The 22,306-nt window shown below is 51.6% G+C and carries 19 protein-coding genes; 7 read left to right on the plus strand and 12 right to left on the minus strand.

What is annotated here, in order from left to right; translation table 11 throughout:
• Window positions 1–93 precede the first annotated feature (93 nt).
• A complete protein-coding gene (locus tag ACG2E4_RS01220) occupies window positions 94–1,107 on the plus strand; it encodes a sugar phosphate nucleotidyltransferase (RefSeq protein ID WP_395275480.1) in 1,014 nt (337 codons plus the stop codon).
• A gap of 171 nt (window positions 1,108–1,278) precedes the next feature.
• On the opposite strand, the gene ACG2E4_RS01225 is transcribed toward ACG2E4_RS01220, so the two are convergent.
• Window positions 1,279–2,211: a cation diffusion facilitator family transporter gene (locus ACG2E4_RS01225; protein WP_395259591.1), complete on the minus strand. Its 933-nt coding sequence runs from the start codon at window positions 2,209–2,211 to the stop codon at window positions 1,279–1,281.
• A gap of 97 nt (window positions 2,212–2,308) precedes the next feature.
• Between ACG2E4_RS01225 and ACG2E4_RS01230 the strand changes: the two genes are divergently transcribed.
• From ACG2E4_RS01230 to ACG2E4_RS01240, 3 genes are all read left to right on the plus strand, one after another.
• Window positions 2,309–3,751 carry a CCA tRNA nucleotidyltransferase gene (locus ACG2E4_RS01230; RefSeq protein ID WP_395275510.1) on the plus strand — a complete coding sequence of 481 codons (1,443 nt, stop codon included), beginning with the start codon at window positions 2,309–2,311 and terminating at the stop codon, window positions 3,749–3,751.
• Between the two features lie 147 nt (window positions 3,752–3,898).
• Window positions 3,899–4,771: a 4-(cytidine 5'-diphospho)-2-C-methyl-D-erythritol kinase gene (gene ispE / locus ACG2E4_RS01235; protein WP_395275481.1), complete on the plus strand. Its 873-nt coding sequence runs from the start codon at window positions 3,899–3,901 to the stop codon at window positions 4,769–4,771.
• A 148-nt stretch (window positions 4,772–4,919) separates the two neighbouring features.
• A complete protein-coding gene (locus tag ACG2E4_RS01240; protein ID WP_395275482.1) occupies window positions 4,920–7,385 on the plus strand; it encodes a glycogen/starch/alpha-glucan phosphorylase in 2,466 nt (821 codons plus the stop codon).
• Between the two features lie 43 nt (window positions 7,386–7,428).
• Here the strand turns inward: ACG2E4_RS01240 and ACG2E4_RS01245 are convergent, their stop codons facing one another.
• On the minus strand, window positions 7,429–8,397 hold the full coding sequence (locus ACG2E4_RS01245) for a c-type cytochrome (protein ID WP_395259595.1): 969 nt from the start codon (window positions 8,395–8,397) through the stop codon (window positions 7,429–7,431).
• Window positions 8,398–8,510: 113 nt separating this feature from the next.
• On the opposite strand from ACG2E4_RS01245, the gene ACG2E4_RS01250 reads away from it, so the two are divergent.
• A complete protein-coding gene (locus tag ACG2E4_RS01250) occupies window positions 8,511–8,936 on the plus strand; it encodes a MarR family winged helix-turn-helix transcriptional regulator (protein ID WP_395259596.1) in 426 nt (141 codons plus the stop codon).
• A 133-nt stretch (window positions 8,937–9,069) separates the two neighbouring features.
• Here ACG2E4_RS01250 and ACG2E4_RS01255 read toward each other — a convergent pair whose 3' ends face one another.
• From ACG2E4_RS01255 to ACG2E4_RS01265, 3 genes are all read right to left on the minus strand, one after another.
• Window positions 9,070–10,449 (minus strand): amidohydrolase family protein, encoded by a 1,380-nt coding sequence (locus tag ACG2E4_RS01255; RefSeq protein WP_395259597.1) that lies wholly within the window; start codon window positions 10,447–10,449, stop codon window positions 9,070–9,072.
• 468 nt (window positions 10,450–10,917) lie between these two features.
• On the minus strand, window positions 10,918–11,205 hold the full coding sequence (locus tag ACG2E4_RS01260) for a ubiquitin carboxyl-terminal hydrolase 14 (protein ID WP_395259598.1): 288 nt from the start codon (window positions 11,203–11,205) through the stop codon (window positions 10,918–10,920).
• Between the two features lie 84 nt (window positions 11,206–11,289).
• Entirely contained in the window at window positions 11,290–12,870 is a 1,581-nt protein-coding gene (locus tag ACG2E4_RS01265) for a cation:proton antiporter (protein WP_395259599.1), read from the minus strand.
• Between the two features lie 267 nt (window positions 12,871–13,137).
• Between ACG2E4_RS01265 and ACG2E4_RS01270 the strand changes: the two genes are divergently transcribed.
• Window positions 13,138–14,121 (plus strand): C-terminal binding protein, encoded by a 984-nt coding sequence (locus ACG2E4_RS01270; protein WP_395259600.1) that lies wholly within the window; start codon window positions 13,138–13,140, stop codon window positions 14,119–14,121.
• A gap of 144 nt (window positions 14,122–14,265) precedes the next feature.
• On the opposite strand, the gene ACG2E4_RS01275 is transcribed toward ACG2E4_RS01270, so the two are convergent.
• From ACG2E4_RS01275 to ACG2E4_RS01295, 5 genes are all read right to left on the minus strand, one after another.
• On the minus strand, window positions 14,266–14,640 hold the full coding sequence (locus ACG2E4_RS01275) for a hypothetical protein (RefSeq protein WP_395259601.1): 375 nt from the start codon (window positions 14,638–14,640) through the stop codon (window positions 14,266–14,268).
• Between the two features lie 9 nt (window positions 14,641–14,649).
• On the minus strand, window positions 14,650–15,207 hold the full coding sequence (locus tag ACG2E4_RS01280) for an NADPH-dependent FMN reductase (RefSeq protein WP_395259602.1): 558 nt from the start codon (window positions 15,205–15,207) through the stop codon (window positions 14,650–14,652).
• Window positions 15,208–15,246: 39 nt separating this feature from the next.
• Window positions 15,247–15,921 (minus strand): alpha/beta hydrolase, encoded by a 675-nt coding sequence (locus ACG2E4_RS01285; RefSeq protein WP_395259603.1) that lies wholly within the window; start codon window positions 15,919–15,921, stop codon window positions 15,247–15,249.
• 86 nt (window positions 15,922–16,007) lie between these two features.
• Window positions 16,008–16,940, minus strand: coding sequence for a ring-cleaving dioxygenase (locus ACG2E4_RS01290; protein ID WP_395259604.1), 933 nt, complete (start codon window positions 16,938–16,940; stop codon window positions 16,008–16,010).
• A gap of 89 nt (window positions 16,941–17,029) precedes the next feature.
• On the minus strand, window positions 17,030–17,959 hold the full coding sequence (locus tag ACG2E4_RS01295; RefSeq protein ID WP_395275483.1) for a ring-cleaving dioxygenase: 930 nt from the start codon (window positions 17,957–17,959) through the stop codon (window positions 17,030–17,032).
• A 356-nt stretch (window positions 17,960–18,315) separates the two neighbouring features.
• Between ACG2E4_RS01295 and ACG2E4_RS01300 the strand changes: the two genes are divergently transcribed.
• On the plus strand, window positions 18,316–19,089 hold the full coding sequence (locus ACG2E4_RS01300) for a patatin-like phospholipase family protein (protein WP_395275484.1): 774 nt from the start codon (window positions 18,316–18,318) through the stop codon (window positions 19,087–19,089).
• A gap of 238 nt (window positions 19,090–19,327) precedes the next feature.
• Here the strand turns inward: ACG2E4_RS01300 and ACG2E4_RS01305 are convergent, their stop codons facing one another.
• Both ACG2E4_RS01305 and ACG2E4_RS01310 read right to left on the minus strand, forming a co-directional pair.
• Window positions 19,328–20,743 carry a sulfatase gene (locus tag ACG2E4_RS01305; protein ID WP_395275485.1) on the minus strand — a complete coding sequence of 472 codons (1,416 nt, stop codon included), beginning with the start codon at window positions 20,741–20,743 and terminating at the stop codon, window positions 19,328–19,330.
• Between the two features lie 154 nt (window positions 20,744–20,897).
• The gene (locus ACG2E4_RS01310; RefSeq protein ID WP_395275486.1) at window positions 20,898–22,244 is read right to left on the minus strand and encodes an FAD-binding protein; all 1,347 of its coding nucleotides are present in this window, start codon (window positions 22,242–22,244) and stop codon (window positions 20,898–20,900) included.
• Window positions 22,245–22,306: the final 62 nt, after the last annotated feature.

The following is a 22,306-nucleotide window of genomic DNA, read 5'->3' on the forward strand; positions in this document are numbered from 1 at the left end:
GTTAACAATATATTTGAAAGTCGCTAAAGTATTTGAGTTCCATTATATTAACAGCCCTCAATAAATCTTTCATCTAAACCAAGACGAAAATATATGAAATTAATTATCCCTATGGCAGGTCGCGGTACCCGGGTCCGTCCGCATTCGCATACGACCCCCAAGCCGCTGCTGCCCGTAGCCGGAAAAATGATTGTTGAACGCATTGTGGAGACGTTTGCCCGAACTCTCGACCGGGCGATAGATGAAATTGTATTTATTCTGGGTCCCGATTTTGGGCAGGAAATCAAAGATACGCTATCTGCGATGAGCAAACGTCACAACGCTAAATCCCGCTTCCGGGTTCAGGAGGAAGCGCTCGGTACGGCTCATGCGGTCTACTGTGCCGAAGAGGATCTCGAAGGCGAGTGCATCGTCGTTTTTGCAGACACTATTTTTGACACCGATTCAGAGGTATCGGTTGAAGAGGCTGATTCTGTCATCTGGCTGAAGGAGGTAGAGGATCCCTCCCGTTTCGGAGTGGCCGTACATGAAGGGGATAAAATCACCGATTTTGTAGAAAAGCCCGACAAACCGATCTCAAACCTGGCAATCATCGGGGTCTACTACTTCAAGGAGGCAGCCGACATCAAGAAAGAGATCGAATACCTGCTCGACAACAAAATTCGGGGAAAGGGCAATGAATACCAGCTTACGGATGCACTGGACCGCATGCTAAAAGACAACAAGGTTTTTAAAAAAGCGACTGTTGATGAATGGCTTGACTGCGGTACGCTCCCGGCCTGGCGAGCCACCTCGTCGGTAATCTTGGAAAAAGAGCAGGATCAACACCCGTACGACGAAAACGATTACAAAAACACGACCATCCACGATCCGGTCTACCTCGGGGAAGGGGTAGAGCTGGAAAACTGCACCATTGGCCCCAATGCCAGCATAGCCGCCGGTTGCCGCTTAAAAAATACCACGGTAACGAACAGCATCGTGCGCTCAAATACAACTATTGAGGACAGCCATATCGAGAATTCAACCATCGGGCAGCACGTAGAGCTCAAGAATGTAAACCAGGAAGTACATCTGGGCGATCACTCCAAAATCGGCGTGGAAGTGTGAAAATGGTCTTGAGTCTTGGGTCTTGGGTCTCTTTTTTTGCTCAGTAGCCAATTGTATTAAAAACTCAAAAAGTCTCAGGCGCATACAAACCTCCCGGGTTTTCGAAAACCCTGTAGGTTTTTTAAATGGCAACTCCCACCTCACTCACGACTCAAGACCCATCACACACAGCTAAATAAAATCCTCCAGCGGGCGATCCTGATCGGCCTCGCGCAGGGCCTCATGAACCTCTTCATGGTGGCCATCCGGCTCAAGATGAATTGTGACAATCACATCTCCACGTACGCCGTCAATAAGCCTTCGCTCTAAGATTGTGGCGTCTTCGTGGGCGTGTTTCAGGCTGACTCCCTTCTCAAAAAGGGCGTGCAGCTCAATCCACGTGGTGTTGCCGGTGGTGCGGTGCCGCAGGTTGTGAATACTGCTCATTGAGCCGGGCAGCTCCTCCTGCAGGACGCCCCTGATCCTGCGATCGATCTGGGGATTTCGGCTGTCCATCAGCCCGTCAACCGAATATTTGAGGAGTTTGAATCCCTCGTACATAATAAATATCGCCAGCCCTACTCCCACAATTGAATCCAGCACTTCCCAGGAGGTAAACTTGATAATAAGCAGGGTCGCCACCACGCCAAGGCTGGTCCACACATCGGTAAGCGTATGGCGTGCATTGCTGACCACCATCATGTTATTTTCCTCCCGGCCCACCTTCAGCAGGTATTGCCCGAGAAAAAAGTTGATGCCCGCCGCGCCGCCCAGCAGGTAGATACCGGTGTTCAACTCTTGCAGGTTATAGCCGGTCAGGTAGGTATGTACAGACTGATAAATGATGGTAATGCCGGCAAGCAGAATAACCGCGCCCTCGACCCCCACCGAAAGATATTCCACACGTTCGTGACCGTAGAGATGTTTCTCATCGGGGGGTTTGGTGCTCAACAAAAATCCATAATATACAAACGCCACTGCCAGAACATGGATAAACGATTCGGCCGCATCCGAGAGAGCCGTGGTTGAATTCGTGATCAGGAACCCGCTGCTTTTAATAAGCAACAGGCAGAACGATACGAACAGGCTGACACGAAGCGCTATTTTGGAACGAGACTGTTTCACGACGGTTTCAAATGGATCAGTTTAGACCAAAAAGATTAGACAAAGAATACCTGAAAGCAAGTTCAATTGTTATTATTTTTACGCTCATTTGAACAATCTGAACAGGCAACACCATTTCCCGTTGAAGGATATAGATCCCAAGCATAAAAAAGTTTTTTCCGTTATTTCCGAAGCCGGCGCTGCGCTCGGCCAGCCGGTGTACGTGGTGGGCGGGTATGTCCGCGACTATTTTTTAAATCGATCCAAACAGGACGATGCACTGGATATCGATTTTGTTACGGTAGGATCAGGAATTGAAATAGCCCGGGAGGTCGCATCCCGGCTGGGTACCGATAACCTCGCCGTATTCAAGCGGTTCGGAACCGCGCAGGTGAAGTATCAAGACCTGGACCTGGAGTTTGTCGGGGCCCGCAGGGAAAGCTACCGGCGCAACTCCCGAAAGCCGGTTGTGGAAGACGGCACCCTCGAGGATGACCAGCTCCGGCGCGATTTTACCATCAATGCCCTCTCCTGGTCGCTCAACAAAGAGAACTTCGGCGAACTGCTGGATCCATTCAGCGGTATCCAGGACCTCAAAAAGCGATTGATCCGCACGCCGGTTGATCCCGAGCAAACCTTCGACGACGACCCGCTGCGCATGATGCGGGCCGTCCGGTTTGCCACCCAGCTCAATTTTGACATCGAAAAGAACACCTACAAGGCGATCGAAAAGATGGCCTCCCGCATCGAAATCATCTCCAAAGAGCGGATCATCGAGGAGCTCAACAAAATTGTGATGGCTCCCACACCCTCTATCGGATTCTCCTACCTGTTTCGCACAGGTCTCCTGGAGAAGTTTTTTCCCGAAATGCACCGGCTGCACGGGGTCAAGGAGGTGCGCGGCGTGCGCCACAAAGACAACTTCTGGCATACGCTCAAAGTGCTGGACAACGTGGCCGAAATGAGTGACAACCTCTGGCTGCGGTGGGCGGCCATCATGCACGACATCGCCAAACCGGCCACCCAGAAATTTGAAGAGGGAACGGGCTGGACCTTCCACGGCCACGATGCAATCGGCGCCAAATGGGTCAAGTCGATTTTTCGGCGGCTGGGACTTCCTCTCGACGAGCGGATGCGGTATGTACGCAAGCTCGTGCGCCTGCACCTGCGGCCTATCGCCCTTGTCTCTGACGAGGTCACCGACAGTGCGGTCCGCCGACTCCTGTATGAAGCGGGGGAAGATATCGACGACCTGATGACGCTGTGCCGGGCCGACATCACCAGCAAAAACGAGCGAAAAGTACAACGCTATCACAAAAATTTCGATCGTGTTGAACAAAAAATCGAAGAGGTCGAAGAAAAAGATCGCATGCGCAGATGGACCAACCCGATCAGCGGAGATGAAATTATGGAGACCTTTGACCTGAAACCCGGACCGGTCATCGGTGAAATTAAAGAGGCGATCAAAGAGGCCATACTGGAGGGAGAAATCCCCAACGAACATGATGCGGCATTCGATTACATGATAAAAATCAAAGACCAATTTATCAGTGAACAGTGAACAGTATTACAGTGATCATGCTGATCACGTTAAATATTAGCTCTACACTGAATGATGTTTTGCCGGGATCGAAAATGATTAATTTTTCATTTTTTAGTTCTTAATTCCACTGTTAACTGACACACTGCCAAATTGTTAAACTGATATATGAAGTGGATTGCTGACTCATACGCCAAAATAAATCTCGGGCTGCACGTACTGGAACGGCTGCCCACCGGGTACCACCGCATAGAAACCGGATTTGGCTTCATCAACTGGAGCGACCGTTTTGAAGTGCAAAAAGCCAGCCGCTGGCAGCTGGAGCTGGATACCGACGACGAGACGATCTCCGCCGGGGAAGATAACCTCATCAACCGGGCGGTGCGACAACTGAAAAAATATGTGGAGATCAGCAACGCCTATCATATCAACGTTGACAAACGTATTCCGGCCGGCGGTGGCCTGGGCGGCGGGAGCAGCAATGCCGCCCTTATCCTGCGCATGCTCAACAAAATTGAGAACCTGGGCCTGACAGATGAGGAACTGGCAGACCTTGGGCGGGATCTCGGCGCGGATGTACCGCTGTTCATCAAGGGACAAGCAGGCATAGGGAGCGGCGTGGGACACGAAATTCGCCCGCTCGACATTCAACCCGATTACTGGATTATCACCTGTTTCCCCAATGTAAAGAGCAGCACTCCCGAGGCCTACCGCCACTGCCGGCCCAACCCGGAACCGGAGTTCGACCTCGAAAAAACCCTTACGGAGACCGACCCCGAAGAGTGGCGCTTCACCCTCCAAAACGACCTCGAGCAATCGGTCCTGCCCCGCAACCACATTGTCGGCAACATGAAGGACCAGTTTTACGAATTTGGCGCCCTTTACGCCTCCATGAGTGGCAGCGGGTCCTCGGTCTACGGTCTCTTTGAACAAGACTTTGTAGCTACCAACGCCTATCACGGATTTGTAGACCTGGGATTTCCCACCAATATCACCAAACCGGGCTTTAAACCGGATCGCGGTATCTACCAAAAGGAATAAACCGTACATTCACTCCTGCCAGGGCAGCCAGCCCCTACCCCTCTCGCATCCCAAAAGAAGCCTTTTATCGAAATAATTTCGTGCCTCACTTTTAATTGACCAATTAATACTTTTAATTAGCTGTTCATTTGAAAGAAATTTGGTCTATATGGAAAACAGTGCTACTCACGTTGATCCGCGTACCGGAATGGACGTGGAATCGTTTAAACAGGACATTCACCAGCATCTCTACTACACTCTCGCAAAAGACAAGTACTCATCCACCGAATGGGATATCTATCGCAGCGTGGTAATGTCGGTCATGGACCGGCTGCACGACCGCTGGATCGACACCCAGCAGCGCTATTACAGGCAGGACGTCAAGCGTGTCTATTACCTGTCGATGGAGTACCTGATCGGGCGCCTTCTCGACAACATGCTGATCAACCTGGGCATGCAGGATGAAGCGATACAGGCCTTTGAGGAGTTGGGCCTCGATTACGAAAAAATCCGCGAGGTGGAGGTGGATGCGGGCCTCGGCAACGGCGGGCTCGGGCGGCTGGCCGCGTGCTATCTCGATTCGATGGCAACCCTCGGTATTCCCTCCATCGGGTACGGGATCCGGTATGATTACGGAATTTTTGACCAGGAGATCGAGGATGGCTGGCAGGTGGAAAAGGCAGACCTGTGGCTCCAGTACGGCTACCCCTGGAACATGGTGCGTCCCAAGGTGGAATACCCGGTCCACTTTTACGGGGAAACGGTTTCTCACATGGGAGACGACGGTGAACTCCATTTTGAGTGGAAAAACACCCATGATGTGCTGGCCGTGGCCTACGACACCCCGATACCCGGGTACAAAAATGATATCGTAAATCACCTCCGGCTTTGGAAAGCCACCGCCTCTCACGAATTTGACCTCAAAAGTTTCAACCAGGGCGACTACATCGACGCGGTGCGCGACAACATGCTGGAGGAAAATATCTCCCGCGTCCTCTACCCCAATGACAAGGTGTTCAAGGGACAGGAACTGCGGTTGAAGCAGGAATATTTCCTTGTTTCCGCCTCTGTACAAGATGCCATCCGGCGGTTCAAAAAGCAGCATGACGACTTCCGGAAACTGCCCGAAAAAGTCGCTTTTCAATGCAACGATACCCATCCCAACCTGGCGGTACCTGAACTCATGCGCATCCTGATGGATATCGAAGGCCTGAACTGGGATACCAGCTGGAATATCACCACCCAATGCATCAACTATACCAATCACACCCTGATGCCGGAGGCCCTCGAAAAATGGCCGATCTCGCTGATGCAAAACCTGCTGCCGCGGCATACACAAATTATCCACGAGATCAACCGGCGGTTTATGGATGAGATCAGGGCCGAGTTTCCCGATGACGAAGACCGGGTCAGCCGCATGCGCATCGTCGGGGAAGAGATGGATCCGGTTGTCGAGATGGGGCCGCTGGGCATCGTGGCTGCCAACAAGATCAACGGGGTGTCGAAGATCCACTCCGACCTGATGAAGAAGACCATCTTCAAGGATTATGCCGAACTTTACCCCGACAAGTTCACCAATGTCACCAACGGGATCACCCCGCGCCGCTGGCTGAAACAGTGCAATCCCGGCCTGTCAAGCCTGATTTCGGAACACATCGGCGACGACTGGCTGACCGACCTGAAACAGCTGAAAAAGGTGGAGCAGTTTGCCGACGACGAGGCCTTTAAGAACCGCTTCGGCGAGATCAAGCGGGAGAACAAAAAGCGCCTCGCTGGCTACATCAAGCGGGAGCTTGATATCGATGTAAATCCCGATTCTATTTTCGACATCCAGATCAAGCGTATCCACGAGTACAAGCGACAACTAATGGCGGCATTGCACGTCATTACGCTGTACAACCGTATCAAGGATAACCCGGAAGCCGACATACAGCCGCGCACTGTCATTTTCGGCGGAAAAGCGGCGCCGGGCTACACCACCGCCAAACAGCACATCAAGCTGATCAACAATATTGGCCGCAAGGTGAACAATGATCCCGATGTAGGCGATAAATTAAAATGTATTTTCCTGCCTAACTACCGCGTTTCACTGGCTGAAAAAATGATTCCCGCAGCCGATCTTTCTGAGCAGATTTCGACGGCCGGCATGGAGGCTTCCGGCACTGGCAATATGAAGTTTGCGCTGAACGGCGCCCTTACAATCGGCACGCTTGACGGGGCCAATATCGAGATTCGCAACCAGGTGGGAGACGAAAACATCTTCATCTTCGGTCTCGAAGTCGACGACATCGAGCGACTCCGTTCGGAAGGATATAATCCCCAGGAATACTACCAGGAAAACAAGGAACTGCGCAAAGCGCTCGACCAGATACGGGACGGATTCTTCAGCCCCGAAAAACCGGACCTGTTCCAGCCTGTTATCAATAACCTGCTGCATCACGGCGACTATTTTATGGTTCTGGCCGATTATGAAGCCTATGTCAAAAAACAGGAAGAGGTCGAAAAAGTCTACCGCAACAAGCAGGATTGGTACAATCGGGCCATTATCAATGTGGCCCATATGGGCTTTTTCTCCTCGGACCGCTCGATCTCGGATTATGCGGAACGAATCTGGGATATCGAACCGATCAAATAAACGGTCTCGTGGGGTGCACCTTCCCCGTGCGTCCCACACCCCGTTATTGAATATCCGAAGAAAAGGCCGTCACCTTGTGTTCAACCGGAGCTACTGTTCGCAGGTAGGCATAAATAGCCTTTAAATCATCCTCGTGCATTCCGCCAAATGAAGTCCAGGGCATTTCGGTATTGAACTGTTGCTCTTTTACCGCACGCACTCCTGCGACATAGGATTTAAAACGGGCCACAAACTTTTCTTCCGTCCAGGTTCCTATTCCGGTTGCCGTATCCGGCGTAATATTTGATGAACGCGCCACGCCTCCCGTGGGCATCGGAAATTCAAATCCACCGGCCAGCTCCAGTCCCGGCAGCGGCTGACCCTGCGCATCCTTTGGTGTGTGGCAGCTGGAACAGCTCGCGGCATTTACGAGATACCGGCCATAGGCTATCGTATCGGTCTTTGGCGGGCGGGGCTGTGGGTTCGGGTCCCGGGGAATCGTCTTGACTATCAAGTTCATCGGGAATTCAAGCTCCGAATCTGGCACCTCCTGTTCGATCGGATCCAGCGTGCGCACGTAGGCGATGATGGAAAAAATATCCTCGCGGTCCATCTCAGCGTAGTGCTGATAGGGCATCAGGGGAAACAGGGCATTCCCGTCCCTGTCAACTCCGGCGGTAATAGCCCGGTACAGCTCGCCATCGGTCCAGTTTTTCAAATTGTAAGGCGTGATGTTTGCAGCATACAACCGGCCGACGCCCTCCTCCACAAAGGGAGCCAGATTACCCCCGCCGATACGGGAAGAGTCGATCGGTTGCGAAAAAATTTGGTGCTGCCTGTTGGTGTGACAAGTCGTACAAACAGTTACATTTTCCACCAGGTATCGGCCGCGCTCTACCCGCTCATCTGTATATTCAATTTCCAGCTTTGGTGGTTCACTCACGTTTGGCAATACAAGTGAGAAGTAAATAATCCCGATGACAATTCCGGTCGCAATAAACCCAACACTCCCAAATAAAATATTCTTTATCATATCCCTAACCCCCTGATTTTATTACTGTTAATGATGAAAAAATATTAAAAAAAAGAACATCTTACCTATAATTTTCGAGTTGCCCGTCCAGAGTAAATCTGTATTTTAATGATATGGAATTTTCACAAAACAGATACCGGGACTGCCTCTATTTTACCACCAATGTTCTCTCGCGCAGGTTGACAAGTATTGCCGAGGAGGCGTTTACTCCCCTGGGACTGTCTCCATCCTACGCTTACCTGCTGATGACGGTCAACGAGCAACCCGGAATCCGCCCGGGCCAGATCAGCCGGGAGCTGGAGCTGAGTCCCTCTACCGTAACACGGCTGCTCGACAAAATGGAGCATCGCGGCTACCTCGAGCGCACCTCTGCAGGGCGTGCTACGGAAGTGCACCCCACCGGAAAAAGCCTTGACCTGCAACCCCGGCTGCAGCAGGTTCAGGATGAGCTCCGGTCGACCATCGCCAGGGAGCTGGGCGAACGCTACACCGAGGTGCTCACTGAAATGACCTACACGGCTGTAGACAAGCTCGATTGAGTGCTGCGTTGCAATTTCACCCTCCCCGCTCCATGCTCGAAAGATGGTATTCTCGTCCCGCATCCACCCGGAATTTACGTTTAGCAAAGTGATTACTCTCCGCGAGTGACTGCCCGAGAAAACAGGGAGAACGCTACCGGTATTTTTGCGCGATCTTCTCCAGTCGGTTATCTATCTCCTCTTTGCTCAACCAGTTGCCGCGATACATCACGCCGGCAATCGTCTCCGAGTTGCTGATATCTTCCAGCGGATTGGACTCCAGCAGCACCAGGTCGGCCATTTTTCCCTCCTCTATGGTCCCGGTATTCTCCAGATCCTGCAGGTACTGCGCGGTGTTGTAGGTACCGGTTTCCAGGGCCTGGTAGGGCGTCAGGCCCGCTTCGACGATATAACGGAGTTCATGATGCATGGAAAACCCGGGAACGTTAAAAATTTGCGGTGCATCCGATCCGAGCAACAGGTTTGCACCCTCATCATGTAACGCCTTGATGATGTCGCGGCGCAGCTGCAGGTATTCCGTGGCCAGCTCTTCTGAGTAGGCCTCATTACCGGTTATCGACTGTTTGCTGCTGATCCACTCCGAGACCGTTTCATCGGGCATGTACTGGAATTCCGGGCGCCGGGCAAACTCTTCAGCCGATTCCAAACCCAGTACATGTTCCAGCAGGGCCTGGGTTGGCACGTTCCAGGTTCCCCCTTCGGCCGTCATTTGCGCTACCTCCGGTATCCTGTTGCGGTCTGCCACGGGTGTGAGATGCATGCCAAAATATATGACACCCGGATCCTCTATCTGGTCGAGATCCACCGTGTCGGGGACCAGGGCGTCAACATATTTATCCAGGTGATCCACCGTGGTCTGACCCGCTTCAATAGCCCGCTCAAGTCCCACCGATGCGGGAATGTGACCGGAAAATTCAATCCCGACGCTGTTGGCCTCATCGGCAATTGCGTTGTACTCTTCCAGGCTGAGGCCCGGAAATATCTTCAGAAAGTCGTACCCCGCCTTGTGCTGGTCGCGAACGCGCTGGCGGGCCTGCTCCACATTTTGGATGCTGCCGCCGCTGAACCCCGGTCCGGAGGTATAAATGCGGGGACTTACGATCTCATCCCGCGCCGCCTGCTCCCGAAGTTCGAGATGCAGCGGCTGCCCGAGCATTCCCCGTATCGTAGTTATGCCGTTGGCAAGATACAGGAACAGCACATCTTCAATATATGCGCGATCGGCATCTTCCGGGGGGATGTGGGCGTGCATCTCCGACAAGCCGGGGATCAGGTATCCACCCTGACCATCGATCCGTTCAGCCTCCTCCGGCGCCTGCAGTTGACCGGCTTCCGCAATGCGTATGATGCGATCGCCAGCGATAAACAGCGTGCGATCCTGCTGTATCTCTCCCTCATTATTCATCGAAATGATATGCACATTTTCAATCACCTTGTCGGCATCCACAACCTCTTGCGAGGTGCATCCCACCGAAAGTCCCAATAACAATAAAAATACAAGTTTTATCTTCATGGTGTCAGCCCTTTTGAATGAGTTTAAAATGAATGTTTTGCCTTCCTCAATCCCTTCTTTTTGGCAACAGGTACTACAACACACCGGTTCTCGGTGCCTGTTGAGTAATAAAATAGTTTTGCCGGCGATATGATCAAAATTGACCCGCAAGTTCTTTTATGGCAAATTGATCGTTTTTAAAACAGATCAACAACGTACCAAATTTGCAACCTTCGGCGCAATCACATCTCCTGGATGATACGGAATAGTGCATTGTAAAGTCCCGGATTTTATCTTTTCCTGACATAACGCGGATACCATCAGTCAGGCTGATCTACATGGATAGATCATTGAAAGTACTTGGAACAACTATTCTGTGGTTAATCCGCAGTATCAGCCTCATCTGCGTTCAAGTATCCCGTAAACCCGAATATTCATGGTTGACATATGGCATAGCACGATGGATAAATTCAAAACCCAACAGCTACACTAGCCTTTGCGGATCGCCCTGTTTTGCGAATTCAGAAAAAGCTTGTCTATATAGCAGTAGCGCCACGTTTCACCCGGTTCCACCGACCGGATCAGCGGGTGCCCGGTCTGCCGGTAATGCTTTCGGGCGTGCCGGTTTTTTGAAGAATCACAACATCCCACGTGACCACAAACCAGGCACATACGCAGATGCACCCACTGATCGCCCTGCGCTTCGCATTCGGGACAAACCGTTTGATCGGTTCCTGTCACTTGTATCTGATCAAGGTGTGTACACTCCATATCCATATTGAATCATGTGTTAAATCCGTTTATTTGTCCAAAATTTGCACTCTTCAGTTAAAAGCATTGTTGAAATTTTTATGAAAAATTTCAACGGTCCGGGATTCCAACTTCCGTATTCAGTATCAACTCTTCCGAACCGTCGTCACCGAAAAGGCTCAACTCCGCCAGTTTGCGTCCGGCCTGCGTGATGGGGAGACACACAGCCGTAGCCCCGGCCTCTCTCAATGCGCGGTGTTCTTCATCCCGCATCGTTAGAGCATAAATGGATCCTTTAAACCTGTTTGACCGCATATATTTTGTCGCATTAATTTTCGCATCCGGCGTACCAACGGCCAAAATAACGGCCTGGATATTATCCAGCTCCATATTGCTCCAAAGCTCAATATCCTGCATATCACCATATATTACACGCCGTCCCTCCTCGATATTTTGCTGAATCCGCGCCGGGTCAATATCCACGCCGACGACCTGTTTCTTCTCTTTTTTCAGGCGGTCGTATGCGGCCTTCCCTGCATTCCCCATGCCAACGACCAGGTATTCGGCGGCTCCGAGGGAGATCGTTTGCTGGTCGGGATGGCGAACGTCGCGCTCAAACCGGCTGAGAAACAGCTCCATCCGTTTCCACAACGCTTCTTCCCAGATCGAAAGCGGGGCGTTGAGCGCAAAGGAGATCGCTGTGAGCAGGGCAAAAGCCACGACCACTCCCCCGGGTATAAATCCCGCAGAAGCCGCAACTGAACCCGCAATCAGCGTAAATTCACTGTATGAGGTAAGAGAAATTGTGGCGATAAACGAGGTACGGGCCCTCAGCTTAAAAAACAGCATAAGCGCAAAAAACAGCACCGCTTTCAACGGCAGAAGGGCAACGGCGACCAGCGCCAGGTAAAAGTCCTGCAGTCCGGGGAGTCCCGCCAGCCCCACTTCAAGGAAAAAGCCCACCAGGAAAGCCTCTTTCAGGCCCCATAATTTTTTTGACAGCTCGTCTGCCACTTCGTGACCGGAAAGCAGCATGCCCGCAACAAGAGCCCCGAGTTCGGAGGAGAGTCCCACCCCCTCAAAAACGGCTCCACCGCCCATCGCCAGCATCAGTGCAAACAGCAGTTTGAGCTCCTCTTCGTTGCTCAGCTCAACAATTTTTATTACTCCCGGCCGGATCAGGGGCAGCCCCAGCAGGGCAAGACTCCAGGGTGAGGGCGTCGTTCCACTGGTCAGCCCCAGCAGCACAATGGCCACGATATCCTGCACTATCAGGATTCCAATAGCCACCCGACCGTGAAAAGCACCCAGTTCGCCCCTGCGCTCCAGATTTTTAGCCGTCAACACGGTACTCGAAAACCCGAGCACCACGGCTATAATCAGGGACGCCAGGATGCTGTATCCAAAAAGAAGGGCAATGGGTACAAAGATGCCGATGCTAAGCAGCAGGTGAATACCTCCTGTGCCCAGAACCTCAATCCTGACAATATTTTTAAGCCGCAGGTGCAGTCCCACGGTAAAGAGCAGGAACAGCACCCCGAGATGCGCCACTTCATGAAGCGCCTGCCCCGCCTCGTAGCCGTAAGCCGAAAGAATGACCCCCGCTGCCAGATAGCCGACCAGCGGCGGCAGCTTAACCCGGGAAACCAGCATCCCGAACAAGAAAGCCATGCCTATCCATAAAATATCCATAGAAACAGGATTGAGAAAATTGGCGGATGAGACAATCTAACAATACTTTTCATAATAGGGAATTACACATTACAGAAAGCGCAGCAAAAGGATGGCGATAGCCGGATATCAACACGTTCTCGCATTCGAGTGCACTCCGAGTTGTCCCGAACCGATCAGGATATGCTCTCATCCGTTCATAATGAACATGCAAAAAATTCAGGAACATTGCCTGGCTACGCAAGAATGGTTAACCTTCCACTTTTCAAAAAAATACCGTTATTTTTTATGACTGACAATGATACAACAACCCCGAAGATCGCACTGCTGGATCCGGGGATCGCATCCTGCAGCTATGAAGAAACGTTGTTCACTGAACACGGGTACCATTTCGAAGTCTTTGAGGGCGAGAAGGGAGATTACCAGTCAAAAATCAACCTGGCTTCTGATGCGGAGGGGATACTGATCCGTTTCACTGAAATCGACGATCGTTTCCTGGAGCAAACGCCAAACCTTAAAGCTGTTGCCCGCTATGGAGTGGGGTACGACAACATCGATGTCGACGCCTGTACCCGTTTTGGCGTCCGTTGCGCCAACGTTCGTGGATACGGCAACCATTCGGTCTCCGATCACGCCCTGGCACTCATCCTTGCCTGCGTGCGCATGCTAAAACCCGGCTATGAAAATATCTACACCCGCTTTGGAGGCGCCCCCTCCGATCGCGTCCCGGAGCTCCATGAACTGGTTCTTGGCATTCTCGGGCTGGGCCGGATCGGGGGGACCCTGGCTCAAAAAGCGGGCTCCCTGTTTAAAAGCGTTATCGCCTGCGACCCCTATGTCGAAGAGCAACAATTTGAGCGGGCAAACGCTCAGCCCGTTTCATACCATGAACTGCTGCAAACGGCGGATGTCATCAGCATTCACTGTAACCTCACGGAGGAGACCCGCCACCTGATTAATAAGGAGGCCTTCGACCAGATGGAACGCGGCCCGATTCTGGTGAATACGGCCCGGGGGGAAGTGGTGGATGAGGAGGCCCTGCTGGAAGCCCTGGAAAGTGGATCTATTCACAGCGCGGGACTTGACGTTTTTAAAACGGAGCTTCCGGACCAGCTTTCACGCCGGCTTGTTGAGCATCCCCGCGTGATGGCCACGGGACACTATGCCTGGTTTTCTGACAGGGCACAGGATGAACTGCAAAAAAGAACCGCCGACAACCTTTTGGCGATGCTGCAAGGGCAAAATCCGGAGGATTGCCTGAATCCTTTTTAACATTTTTGGGATATTAAATCTTAGTCGCAAAGCAGACTTACTTCGACCCCGATATGTAGAACATCCTCTGAAATCACCGGACAATATTAGTTGTTGGTTTTACAAATAACTAAACTAAGCCTTCGCTGCGTTTACCCTGGTGGCTCATAACTCCCCAACAACTTGAAATTCGTCCAGCGTCACAAAAACGGACTTCCTCGGCTTGTTATCTACCGCCCTGCTTTTATGTCCCCGCCCCGTGGTGTCTTCGGCCAGCAAAACATCGCCGGTGCCAAAACGGCGGACCGTTCCGTCACTGATCTCCACATCCACCGCTCCATCCAGCATGATGATGTACTGCCGCCGCGGGGCGTTGTGCCAGTCATAATCATAATCGGGCCCGGTCTCCCTGAAAACAATGCCTGTTGCATCCTCCCGTTCCGATAGACGCCCGATATCGCCCGCATCCTCCAGGGAAATCTCAATATCCTCAAAATGTGACTCCCCGTCTTCACCGCTGTATAACCTGGTTATCTGCATAGGACTCCTCTACTGAAATTTCAATATCCACTCGTACAACGACTGCAGGTACCTGCCAAAATAATCCCTCGTTCGCTCGTCAACAAGCGTTCCCTCCGAATCAAACTTTTCATGAGCCCGGTAGACCAGGATTTCCGGCTGGGGCATGCAATAGGAATTGGTAAACTCAAACGCCTGGCGAAGCTGGCTCTGTCCACGGGCGGAACCCGTCATACCGGGCGATGCCCCTACAATTCCGACCGGTTTCTCGTTAAGAGGCGCTTTCTTCGGGGGACGCGACGCCCAGTCAATCGCATTTTTCGTGACGGCCGGTACCCCGTGATTGTACTCCGGGGTGGCGATTAACAGTCCATCTGCGCGGTCGATCGCCTTCTTAAATTCGATCACCCGCTCCGGGTCGCCCTTTGCCTCCAGATCCGCATTGTACAGGGGAATACCCTCGAGATCGAAAAAATGGATCTCCATCTCTTCCGGGGACAGCTCTGCTGCGGCCCTGATCAGTGCTTTGTTGTATGAGCCTTCCCTGAGGCTCCCTGCAAAACCAAGTACGTTAATTGGCTTGTTCATGGTGTAAGTCTTGATTAGAAATTGTAAGTGCGTAAAAAATTACGAAGTTAACAGCTCTGCCATCATTCCGCGGATCGTTTTGATCTCATCGTCGTTGACCGTGTGGGGCATCCCCTTGTAGAGTTTTTTGGTTACTTCCGCTCCAAGGGATTTTAATACCTGTTCCGTCTCGTTCACCCGTTCCTTGGGGATGTGGGGATCGACCGTACTGCACCCAAGGAATACGGGCGTTTTTTCGAGATCGCCCTCATACTCATCAAACTGGATTTCAGGACCAATAAGGCCACCGCTTAAGCCGACCACTCCGCCGTACCGTGCAGGATGGCGCGCAGCAAATTCGGTTGCCAGGCAGGCACCCTGTGAAAAGCCCAGCAGCATAATCTTGTTTTTGGGGATCCCCTGGTCCTCGATCGACCGGATCAAATCGTACAGTTTTTGCAACCCGGAGGAGATACCCGGCTGATTTTTTTCCTTCGGTTCGAGGAAGGAGTACGGGTACCACGTATGGTTGGCGGCCTTGGGCGCCACGTAGTGAAAGTCGGGCTGCGCAAACTGGTCGGCCAGCGAAAACATACCTTCTGCAGAGGCCCCGCGCCCGTGCACCAGGATCATTGCGGCTTTTGCTTTTTCCACGGATGAACCGTAGGTCTGTTCCCCCTGCTTTTGATGAGGACCTTCGAACGGGTCGTCCGGATCTACTCTGAATAATGGCATAAAAACCTGTTGTTTTTTTCTGGTTGAAGAGAGTGGAAAAAAGGCTTGTACCAGCTCTCGCTGGATATGGTTACAGCGGCTGCTCCTCAGATGTTGATCTCCGGCAGCCGTTTTTCAATCATCTCCCGTTTGCCCTCGAGCCAGGGAGGCAATATCAATTTTTCTCCCAGCTTGTCGGGATCTTCATCCACATCATAACCGGGTCCTTCTGTAGCCATTTCGAACAGCACCCCGCCCGGCTCCCGAAAATAGACCGAGTGAAACCAGTGGCGGTCGATAATCTGCGAAGGCTGCAAACCCATGTCAATGACCTCCTGGCGAAGTGATTCCAGCTCTTCGTCATCGCGGGCCCGAAATGCCACGTGATGAATAATGCCCCGCCCGTTGGCCGACGGTTTCGACTCCCCCTCCTCAATAATTACGGCACGCCCGATCGGGGCATCCGTGGTGTAGAGAGTATGCTTTTCGCTGCGGGACGTTTCCCGGAATCCAAAAAGTTCATTGAGGATACGGGCCGTAGGTTCCTGCTGTTTCAACCGGAGTGTGGTTCCCCAAAACCCCCGGATGGCGTACTTTTCGTGCACGGTGCCTTCCGACCAGCCCGGGAGATCGGCCACCTGATCATCAAATACAAGTTCAAGCTGCATGTTGTCGGGGTCCCTGAACCGCATCACCGGCCGCCCAAACCGGTCAAAGGGTCCGTCAAAGGCGATATCCTGCTCCCCGAACCGCTCTGCCCAGAACTCCTGCGACCCATCCGGCACCGACAGAGAAACCGCCACCGCCTCACCAAGACCGGGCTTTCCCTGGACTGCCATCGGCCACGGAAAGAAGGTGAGTCCCGATCCCGGAGAACCTGTTGCATTACCATAGAAAAGGTGATAAGTCCCCGGATCATCCTGATTGACCGATTTTTTTACCAATCGCATTCCCAGCTTTTTGACATAGAACTCAGCGTTTCGGCCCGGATCCCCGGCCAGTGCTGTTATATGGTGAATTCCTTTATAATGTGTTTCCATAATTTTGTGAATTAAGTAATGATTATTTCGCAAACCCCCACATCTAATGCCCCATGACCCAAGACCCAAGACTCAAGACCATTCAATCCCTAAACTTTCAACTCCGGCAGATCGGCTTCAATAAGCGCACGGCGATTCTCAAGCCACCCGGGAAGCTTCAGGGTCTCTCCCAGCTGTTCAACCGGCTCATCGCGATCAAAGCCCGGTCCCTCTGTGGCAACTTCAAAAAGTACTCCCCCCGATTCATAAAAATAAACCGATTTAAAATACCGGCGATCCTTTTGTTCGGTCACGTGGTAGCCCTCCTCCACCAGGCGCCTGCGGATAGCTTGCTGCTCAGCTTCATCCTTGGCCCTGAAAGCGATATGGTGCACCGTGCCCTTGCCCGGCTTGCCGTCCAGCTCCGACTGGTCGATAATCTCAATCGCGGAACCCAGCCGGGCGCCAGACTCAAACAGGTGACGATCGTCAAATTCATCTGTTTTTCTATACCCGAGGTGTTCCTCAAGCAGTTGTCCCGTCGGGCGGTAATCATCTTCTGCCAGCGTAGCCCCGTGAAACCCGCGAATGGCATGCTCAGAAGGAAGCGCTCCCCCCGACCAGCCCTCGATGTCATTCACACCGGCCGTCTCTACCAGCTCGAGGTGTAGCCCGTTGGGATCTTGCAGTCCGAGCACTTTTTTGCCAAAACGGGTAAAGGGTTCAATAACATCGATATCCTGCTGATCCAGGTGGTTACCCCACACCTCAATCGCCCCTTCCGGCACTGCAAAGCTTACCGCCACCACTTGTCCCCGGCCCGGCTTCCCCTGCTGCAGGTGAGACCACGGGAAAAAAGTCAGCACCGAACCCGGCCGGCCGAACTCATCGCCGTAATACAGGTGGTAGACCGAGGGATCATCAAAATTGACAGTCTTTTTCACCAGCCGCATTCCCATTACCCGGGTATAAAAATCCAGATTTTTCTGCGGGTTTCCGGCAATGGCGGTTATGTGATGAATTCCTTTGCTGTGTTCCATGAGTTCCTGTATTTAATTCGAAAATAGTTTAACATTAAACTAAATAAATTGCAATCAATATATTCTATTGGGTTCATCAGCGCTACCAAATCCACATTAACTCCCTTTAATTCGTTCACATTCTACAAGGTTAAAAGCTGTCGTTTTGCAGCAGCTTGCATAAAAGCAGAAGGAGAAATTGGCAGGCACTTTCAACCACCAGAAATCGTTGCCACCACTGTTCACTTTTATCATAATATTCCTTTTACTACTATTTATTATTTATGTGAATTTAATGGGTAGTGACTTTATAAAACCACTATTTCAACCAGGGTCAATATCACCGTTTTCCATCCAACCTTATTGCGTTACAGTATATGATAAATTTTACGAATAATTCGAAAACAGGATTGGCCCTGGGCGGCGGCGCTGCTCTGGGAGCAGCCCATATCGGGGTTTTGAAAGCACTGGAGGAGCACGGCCAGCAGATCGACTATGTCAGCGGTACCAGCATCGGCGCAATGATTGGCGCCTTCTATGCCTTTGGCATGAGCGTGGAAGAGATCGAAAAAATTGCTGTTAACCTGAGATGGCTGGATGTTTCAAGCCTGTCTGTTTCCAAGATGGGGCTGCTCTCCAATCAAAAGCTGGGCAATTTGGTAAGAGAAGAGCTTGGAGATGTAACGATCGAGGAGGCTCCCAAACCGCTGGCGATTGTTGCCACCGACCTGGCCAGCGGACGGAAAGTGGTATTTCGCGAGGGCGATCTCGCTACCGCGGTGATGGCCAGCACCTGCATCCCCGGCATCTTCATACCGGTTGAAACCGACGGCAAGCTACTGGTGGATGGCGGCCTTGTCGAAAATGTGCCCATTCAAAGCCTTAAAACGATCGGGGCTAAAAAAATTATCGCCGTTGATATCAATGCCATGCGACTGTACAAAAAGCCGGATGATATCATCGAGGTGATCACCAATGCGCTGGACATTGCAATCGAAAACCTCTCCAGGGCCAAAGCGGACGAGGTAGACCTGTTGATACGTCCGAAACTCGCATCCTACAGCCGCACGGTCGATGATCCCGAAAAACTCAGGGAATTGATTGACAAGGGGTACCACGCAGCCAACAAGAAGCTGAATAGCTACAAGTAAAAACCAGTGTATTAACCACAACCCAATACAAATAACCGATAACAAATAACTAAACTTCGCCTGTGCTGCGCTTGTCCCGTGCGGCTCATAAATCCTAGGCCGGAAGGGGATGGGTAAATAGGAATGTAGAATAAGAAATAACGAATTTCGAAGGAATGCCGGGATGAAGAACACAGGTCTCTCGCCCATGTGGCAGTTATGAAAAGCTAGCAAAATATATGATTCAACATGCATTCCTTTACTCTTGATATTCCGCCTTTAATTTTTCCCTTTCCTTTGAAAAGCAACAAGCCGATGGTTGTTCGGGTAAAGATTCTTCAATCGTTTTCATTTGCTCCCATAGCTCCTTAACCTTTTCCGGTCTTTGGGCCGACCGGTCTTCCTGTTCTGCCCAATCAGTATCGATATTGTACAATTCCGTGCGGTCCATTTCCTCATTTACCAGAAGCTTCCAGTTCTCATCCTGTATGCCTGCACTTGGCCAAAAACCGGGTCGCTCGCGGGCATAACGCCAGTCCCAGTAGATAGGCTTCTGCCGGTCGTATGATTTGCCCATGATGGCTGGCACAAGACTCTCCCCATCGGGTTGATAATTTTCAGGATAGGATGCCCCCGCCAGTTCCACAAATGTGGGCAGCAGATCTACAGCCGCCATTTCTGTAGTCTTGTCCACCGTTCCGGCCGGTGCTTGTCCCGGCCACCGCACGATAAACGGAACCCGAACACCACCGGCAAATAAGGAGCGCTTACGCCCCTTAAGTCCACCTGTTTCACCTACCGAGTAATAGCTCCCCAAACCGGGCCCGGTCGAGTTATCGTCAATACTCTTTCTATTACCAGTTATTTCAGGACCATTGTCCGATGAAAATATCACCAGCGTATTTTCATCCAGCCCCAATTCCTTCAGTGCCGCAAATAGTTCTCCTATGCGGGCATCATATTCCGCCACTACAGCGGCATAGACTTGTTGCTGTTCATCCAAATTGTCAAACTGGTTCAAATATTTAAGCCTGGGATAATGCGGGGTGTGTGTCGCATGAATCCAGGCATTGACAAAGAAGGGCTGATCTTTATGGCGCCTTACAAAGTCAATGGTTTTATAGATGGTAGAGTCTGCCTGCATCTGGTGCAATCGTCCGGGCAGATTAAACGCTCCATACTCGTCATACCCATATTCCAGCGGGGATGGGGCATCTTGCACATGAGTATTGGTAAGATGCCACTTGCCAAAGTGAGCCGTGGCATAGCCTGCTTCTTTTAACATGCGAGGCAACATCGGGGCGTTGGGATCCAACCAGTCCGGCATATCCCGGTTCATATGGGATTCTACAGAAGCAAAATGGCCATGCACGCTGTGACGAGCGGGGAACTGCCCGGTCATCAGCGCTACCCTGCTGGGAGAACATACGGGATTGACCACCGAAAAATTTTTGAAATCGATACCTTCCGAAGCCATCTTATCCAAATTTGGGGTCTCACAGTACGTACAACCATGGATTCCCAAATCACCATAGCCCCAATCATCCGCATAAATGAAAATGATATTGGGTTGCTCTATCTCCTGAGATGCTGCTTCTTCTGTTCCATCCCTCTGACAATTATATAGCAGCATTAGGGATATCATTAAGTTGATAATGGCCCATTTGTTCATCATAGCTCAGTTTTTTACTTAATTTACATTTTCATCTATAGAGGGCTTTGCAAAATCCACCGATCATGGTTCTGAGGGAGTTATACTCCCTCAGAATGAGGAATAGAGAGTTTTGCAAAATCCCTTTATAGCATGAGACCCATTAACCAGTAACGAATTACGTATACAGGTACTCTTCCAGGAACCGGTTCCGGAACTTCCCCTTCGGATCGCACCCCGCAAGCAGCTTTTTAAAATCATCCAGCTTTTCGTAGCGTGACTGGAGAACGCGGGGCGACAGCGTAAACAGTTTACCCCAGTGCGGACGTACATCATACGGTGCCAGCCGCTCTTCAATAAGCGGCAATACCTTTTTGACCGAGGGCCAGTCCGGCTTCCATGTAAAGTGGAGAGCTACCGAGGGCTGCCGGTAACAGGGACTCATCCACAAGTTATCTGCATCGATCGTCCTGATTTCAGAAATGAGCAGGTGCGGAGCAATCCTGTCGCTTAGCTTGAAGAGCTCGGCAACGGCATCCCAGGCATGCTCCCGGGGCACAAAAAACTCCGATTGCAGCTCATCCCCGCTGCTGGGTGTAAAGTCCATCCGGAAGTGCGGCAGCCGCTGGTGCCAGGGACCGGGAATTCCCATTTGTCGCGTACAATTTTCGGCAGATATTTCGGCGATCGGGTGCATGTGGCGATCGGTCAGCCGGGCATCAAACAGCGTATCTTCGGCCCTGAATTCAATATCATCGTCCAGGCGATTTTTCATCCACACCTGGTTGATAGTGTTATTCCTAAAATCGGTAAACAGGCTCACGCTGTAGGCACCCGACATGATATCATCAAAATGGGTTTCAAGATGCTTCGCCGAAAGATCCCGGTACACGTACTGCTCGACCTCGTACGTCGGTTCAATATTCAGGGTCAGACTTGTCACCACCCCGACGCCTCCCAAACCGACGACACTCCCTGAAAGCTGTTCCTCGTCCCTTTCGCGACTAATCGACAGCAGCTCGCCATCGGCAGTAACAAGCTCCATCCCGGATACCGCTGTGGCCAGGTTCCCGTTACGAACGCCCGATCCGTGAGTGGCCGTAGCGCACGCCCCGGCCACCGAAATATGGGGAAGAGAAGCCAGGTTATGCAGGGCAAATCCATGCTTTTGCAGGTGCCGCGCCAGTTCACCGTACCGTACCCCGGCTGTGACAGTAACGGTTTGGGTTTCGCGATCAATGAAGATCTCCGGTCTTAGGTTCTTCAGGGAAATGAGATCCTCGGGGCTGTCGGCGATGCTGTTAAACGAGTGGCGGGAACCGAGCACCCGCACCTTTTCACTCTCCTCCACCAGAGCTTGTACCTGATCAATGCGTTCCGGCTCGTGAAGCTCTTTCGCTTTATAGTAGTAGTTGCCCGCCCAGTTGCTGCCGATCTCGCGGTCCGGCCGATACAAAAACGGCGGTGTAAAAAAGCTGCCTGTCACTATAAGAGATGAAATTTTGAGAAATGTTCTTTTTTTCATCGTCCTGTATCCCGACTTTTATATTAATATTTTATAGGCTGTTAAAACCCCTATCCATCCCC

Source organism: Halalkalibaculum sp. DA384 (genome assembly GCF_043951955.1).
Lineage (GTDB): Bacteria > Bacteroidota > Rhodothermia > Balneolales > Balneolaceae > JAMQKA01.

Coding starts and splice junctions, on each gene's coding strand:
- ACG2E4_RS01240 (WP_395275482.1), top strand. CDS start 4,920: ATGGAAAACAGTGCTACTCACGTTGATCCGCGTACCGGAATGGACGTG.
- ACG2E4_RS01275 (WP_395259601.1), bottom strand. CDS start 14,640: ATGCAGATAACCAGGTTATACAGCGGTGAAGACGGGGAGTCACATTTT.
- ACG2E4_RS01220 (WP_395275480.1), top strand. CDS start 94: ATGAAATTAATTATCCCTATGGCAGGTCGCGGTACCCGGGTCCGTCCG.
- ACG2E4_RS01245 (WP_395259595.1), bottom strand. CDS start 8,397: ATGATAAAGAATATTTTATTTGGGAGTGTTGGGTTTATTGCGACCGGA.
- ACG2E4_RS01255 (WP_395259597.1), bottom strand. CDS start 10,449: ATGAAGATAAAACTTGTATTTTTATTGTTATTGGGACTTTCGGTGGGA.
- ACG2E4_RS01305 (WP_395275485.1), bottom strand. CDS start 20,743: ATGATGAACAAATGGGCCATTATCAACTTAATGATATCCCTAATGCTG.
- ACG2E4_RS01285 (WP_395259603.1), bottom strand. CDS start 15,921: ATGCCATTATTCAGAGTAGATCCGGACGACCCGTTCGAAGGTCCTCAT.
- ACG2E4_RS01250 (WP_395259596.1), top strand. CDS start 8,511: ATGGAATTTTCACAAAACAGATACCGGGACTGCCTCTATTTTACCACC.
- ACG2E4_RS01270 (WP_395259600.1), top strand. CDS start 13,138: ATGACTGACAATGATACAACAACCCCGAAGATCGCACTGCTGGATCCG.
- ACG2E4_RS01280 (WP_395259602.1), bottom strand. CDS start 15,207: ATGAACAAGCCAATTAACGTACTTGGTTTTGCAGGGAGCCTCAGGGAA.
- ACG2E4_RS01260 (WP_395259598.1), bottom strand. CDS start 11,205: ATGGATATGGAGTGTACACACCTTGATCAGATACAAGTGACAGGAACC.
- ACG2E4_RS01290 (WP_395259604.1), bottom strand. CDS start 16,940: ATGGAAACACATTATAAAGGAATTCACCATATAACAGCACTGGCCGGG.
- ACG2E4_RS01265 (WP_395259599.1), bottom strand. CDS start 12,870: ATGGATATTTTATGGATAGGCATGGCTTTCTTGTTCGGGATGCTGGTT.
- ACG2E4_RS01310 (WP_395275486.1), bottom strand. CDS start 22,244: ATGAAAAAAAGAACATTTCTCAAAATTTCATCTCTTATAGTGACAGGC.
- ACG2E4_RS01300 (WP_395275484.1), top strand. CDS start 18,316: ATGATAAATTTTACGAATAATTCGAAAACAGGATTGGCCCTGGGCGGC.
- ACG2E4_RS01295 (WP_395275483.1), bottom strand. CDS start 17,959: ATGGAACACAGCAAAGGAATTCATCACATAACCGCCATTGCCGGAAAC.
- ispE (WP_395275481.1), top strand. CDS start 3,899: ATGAAGTGGATTGCTGACTCATACGCCAAAATAAATCTCGGGCTGCAC.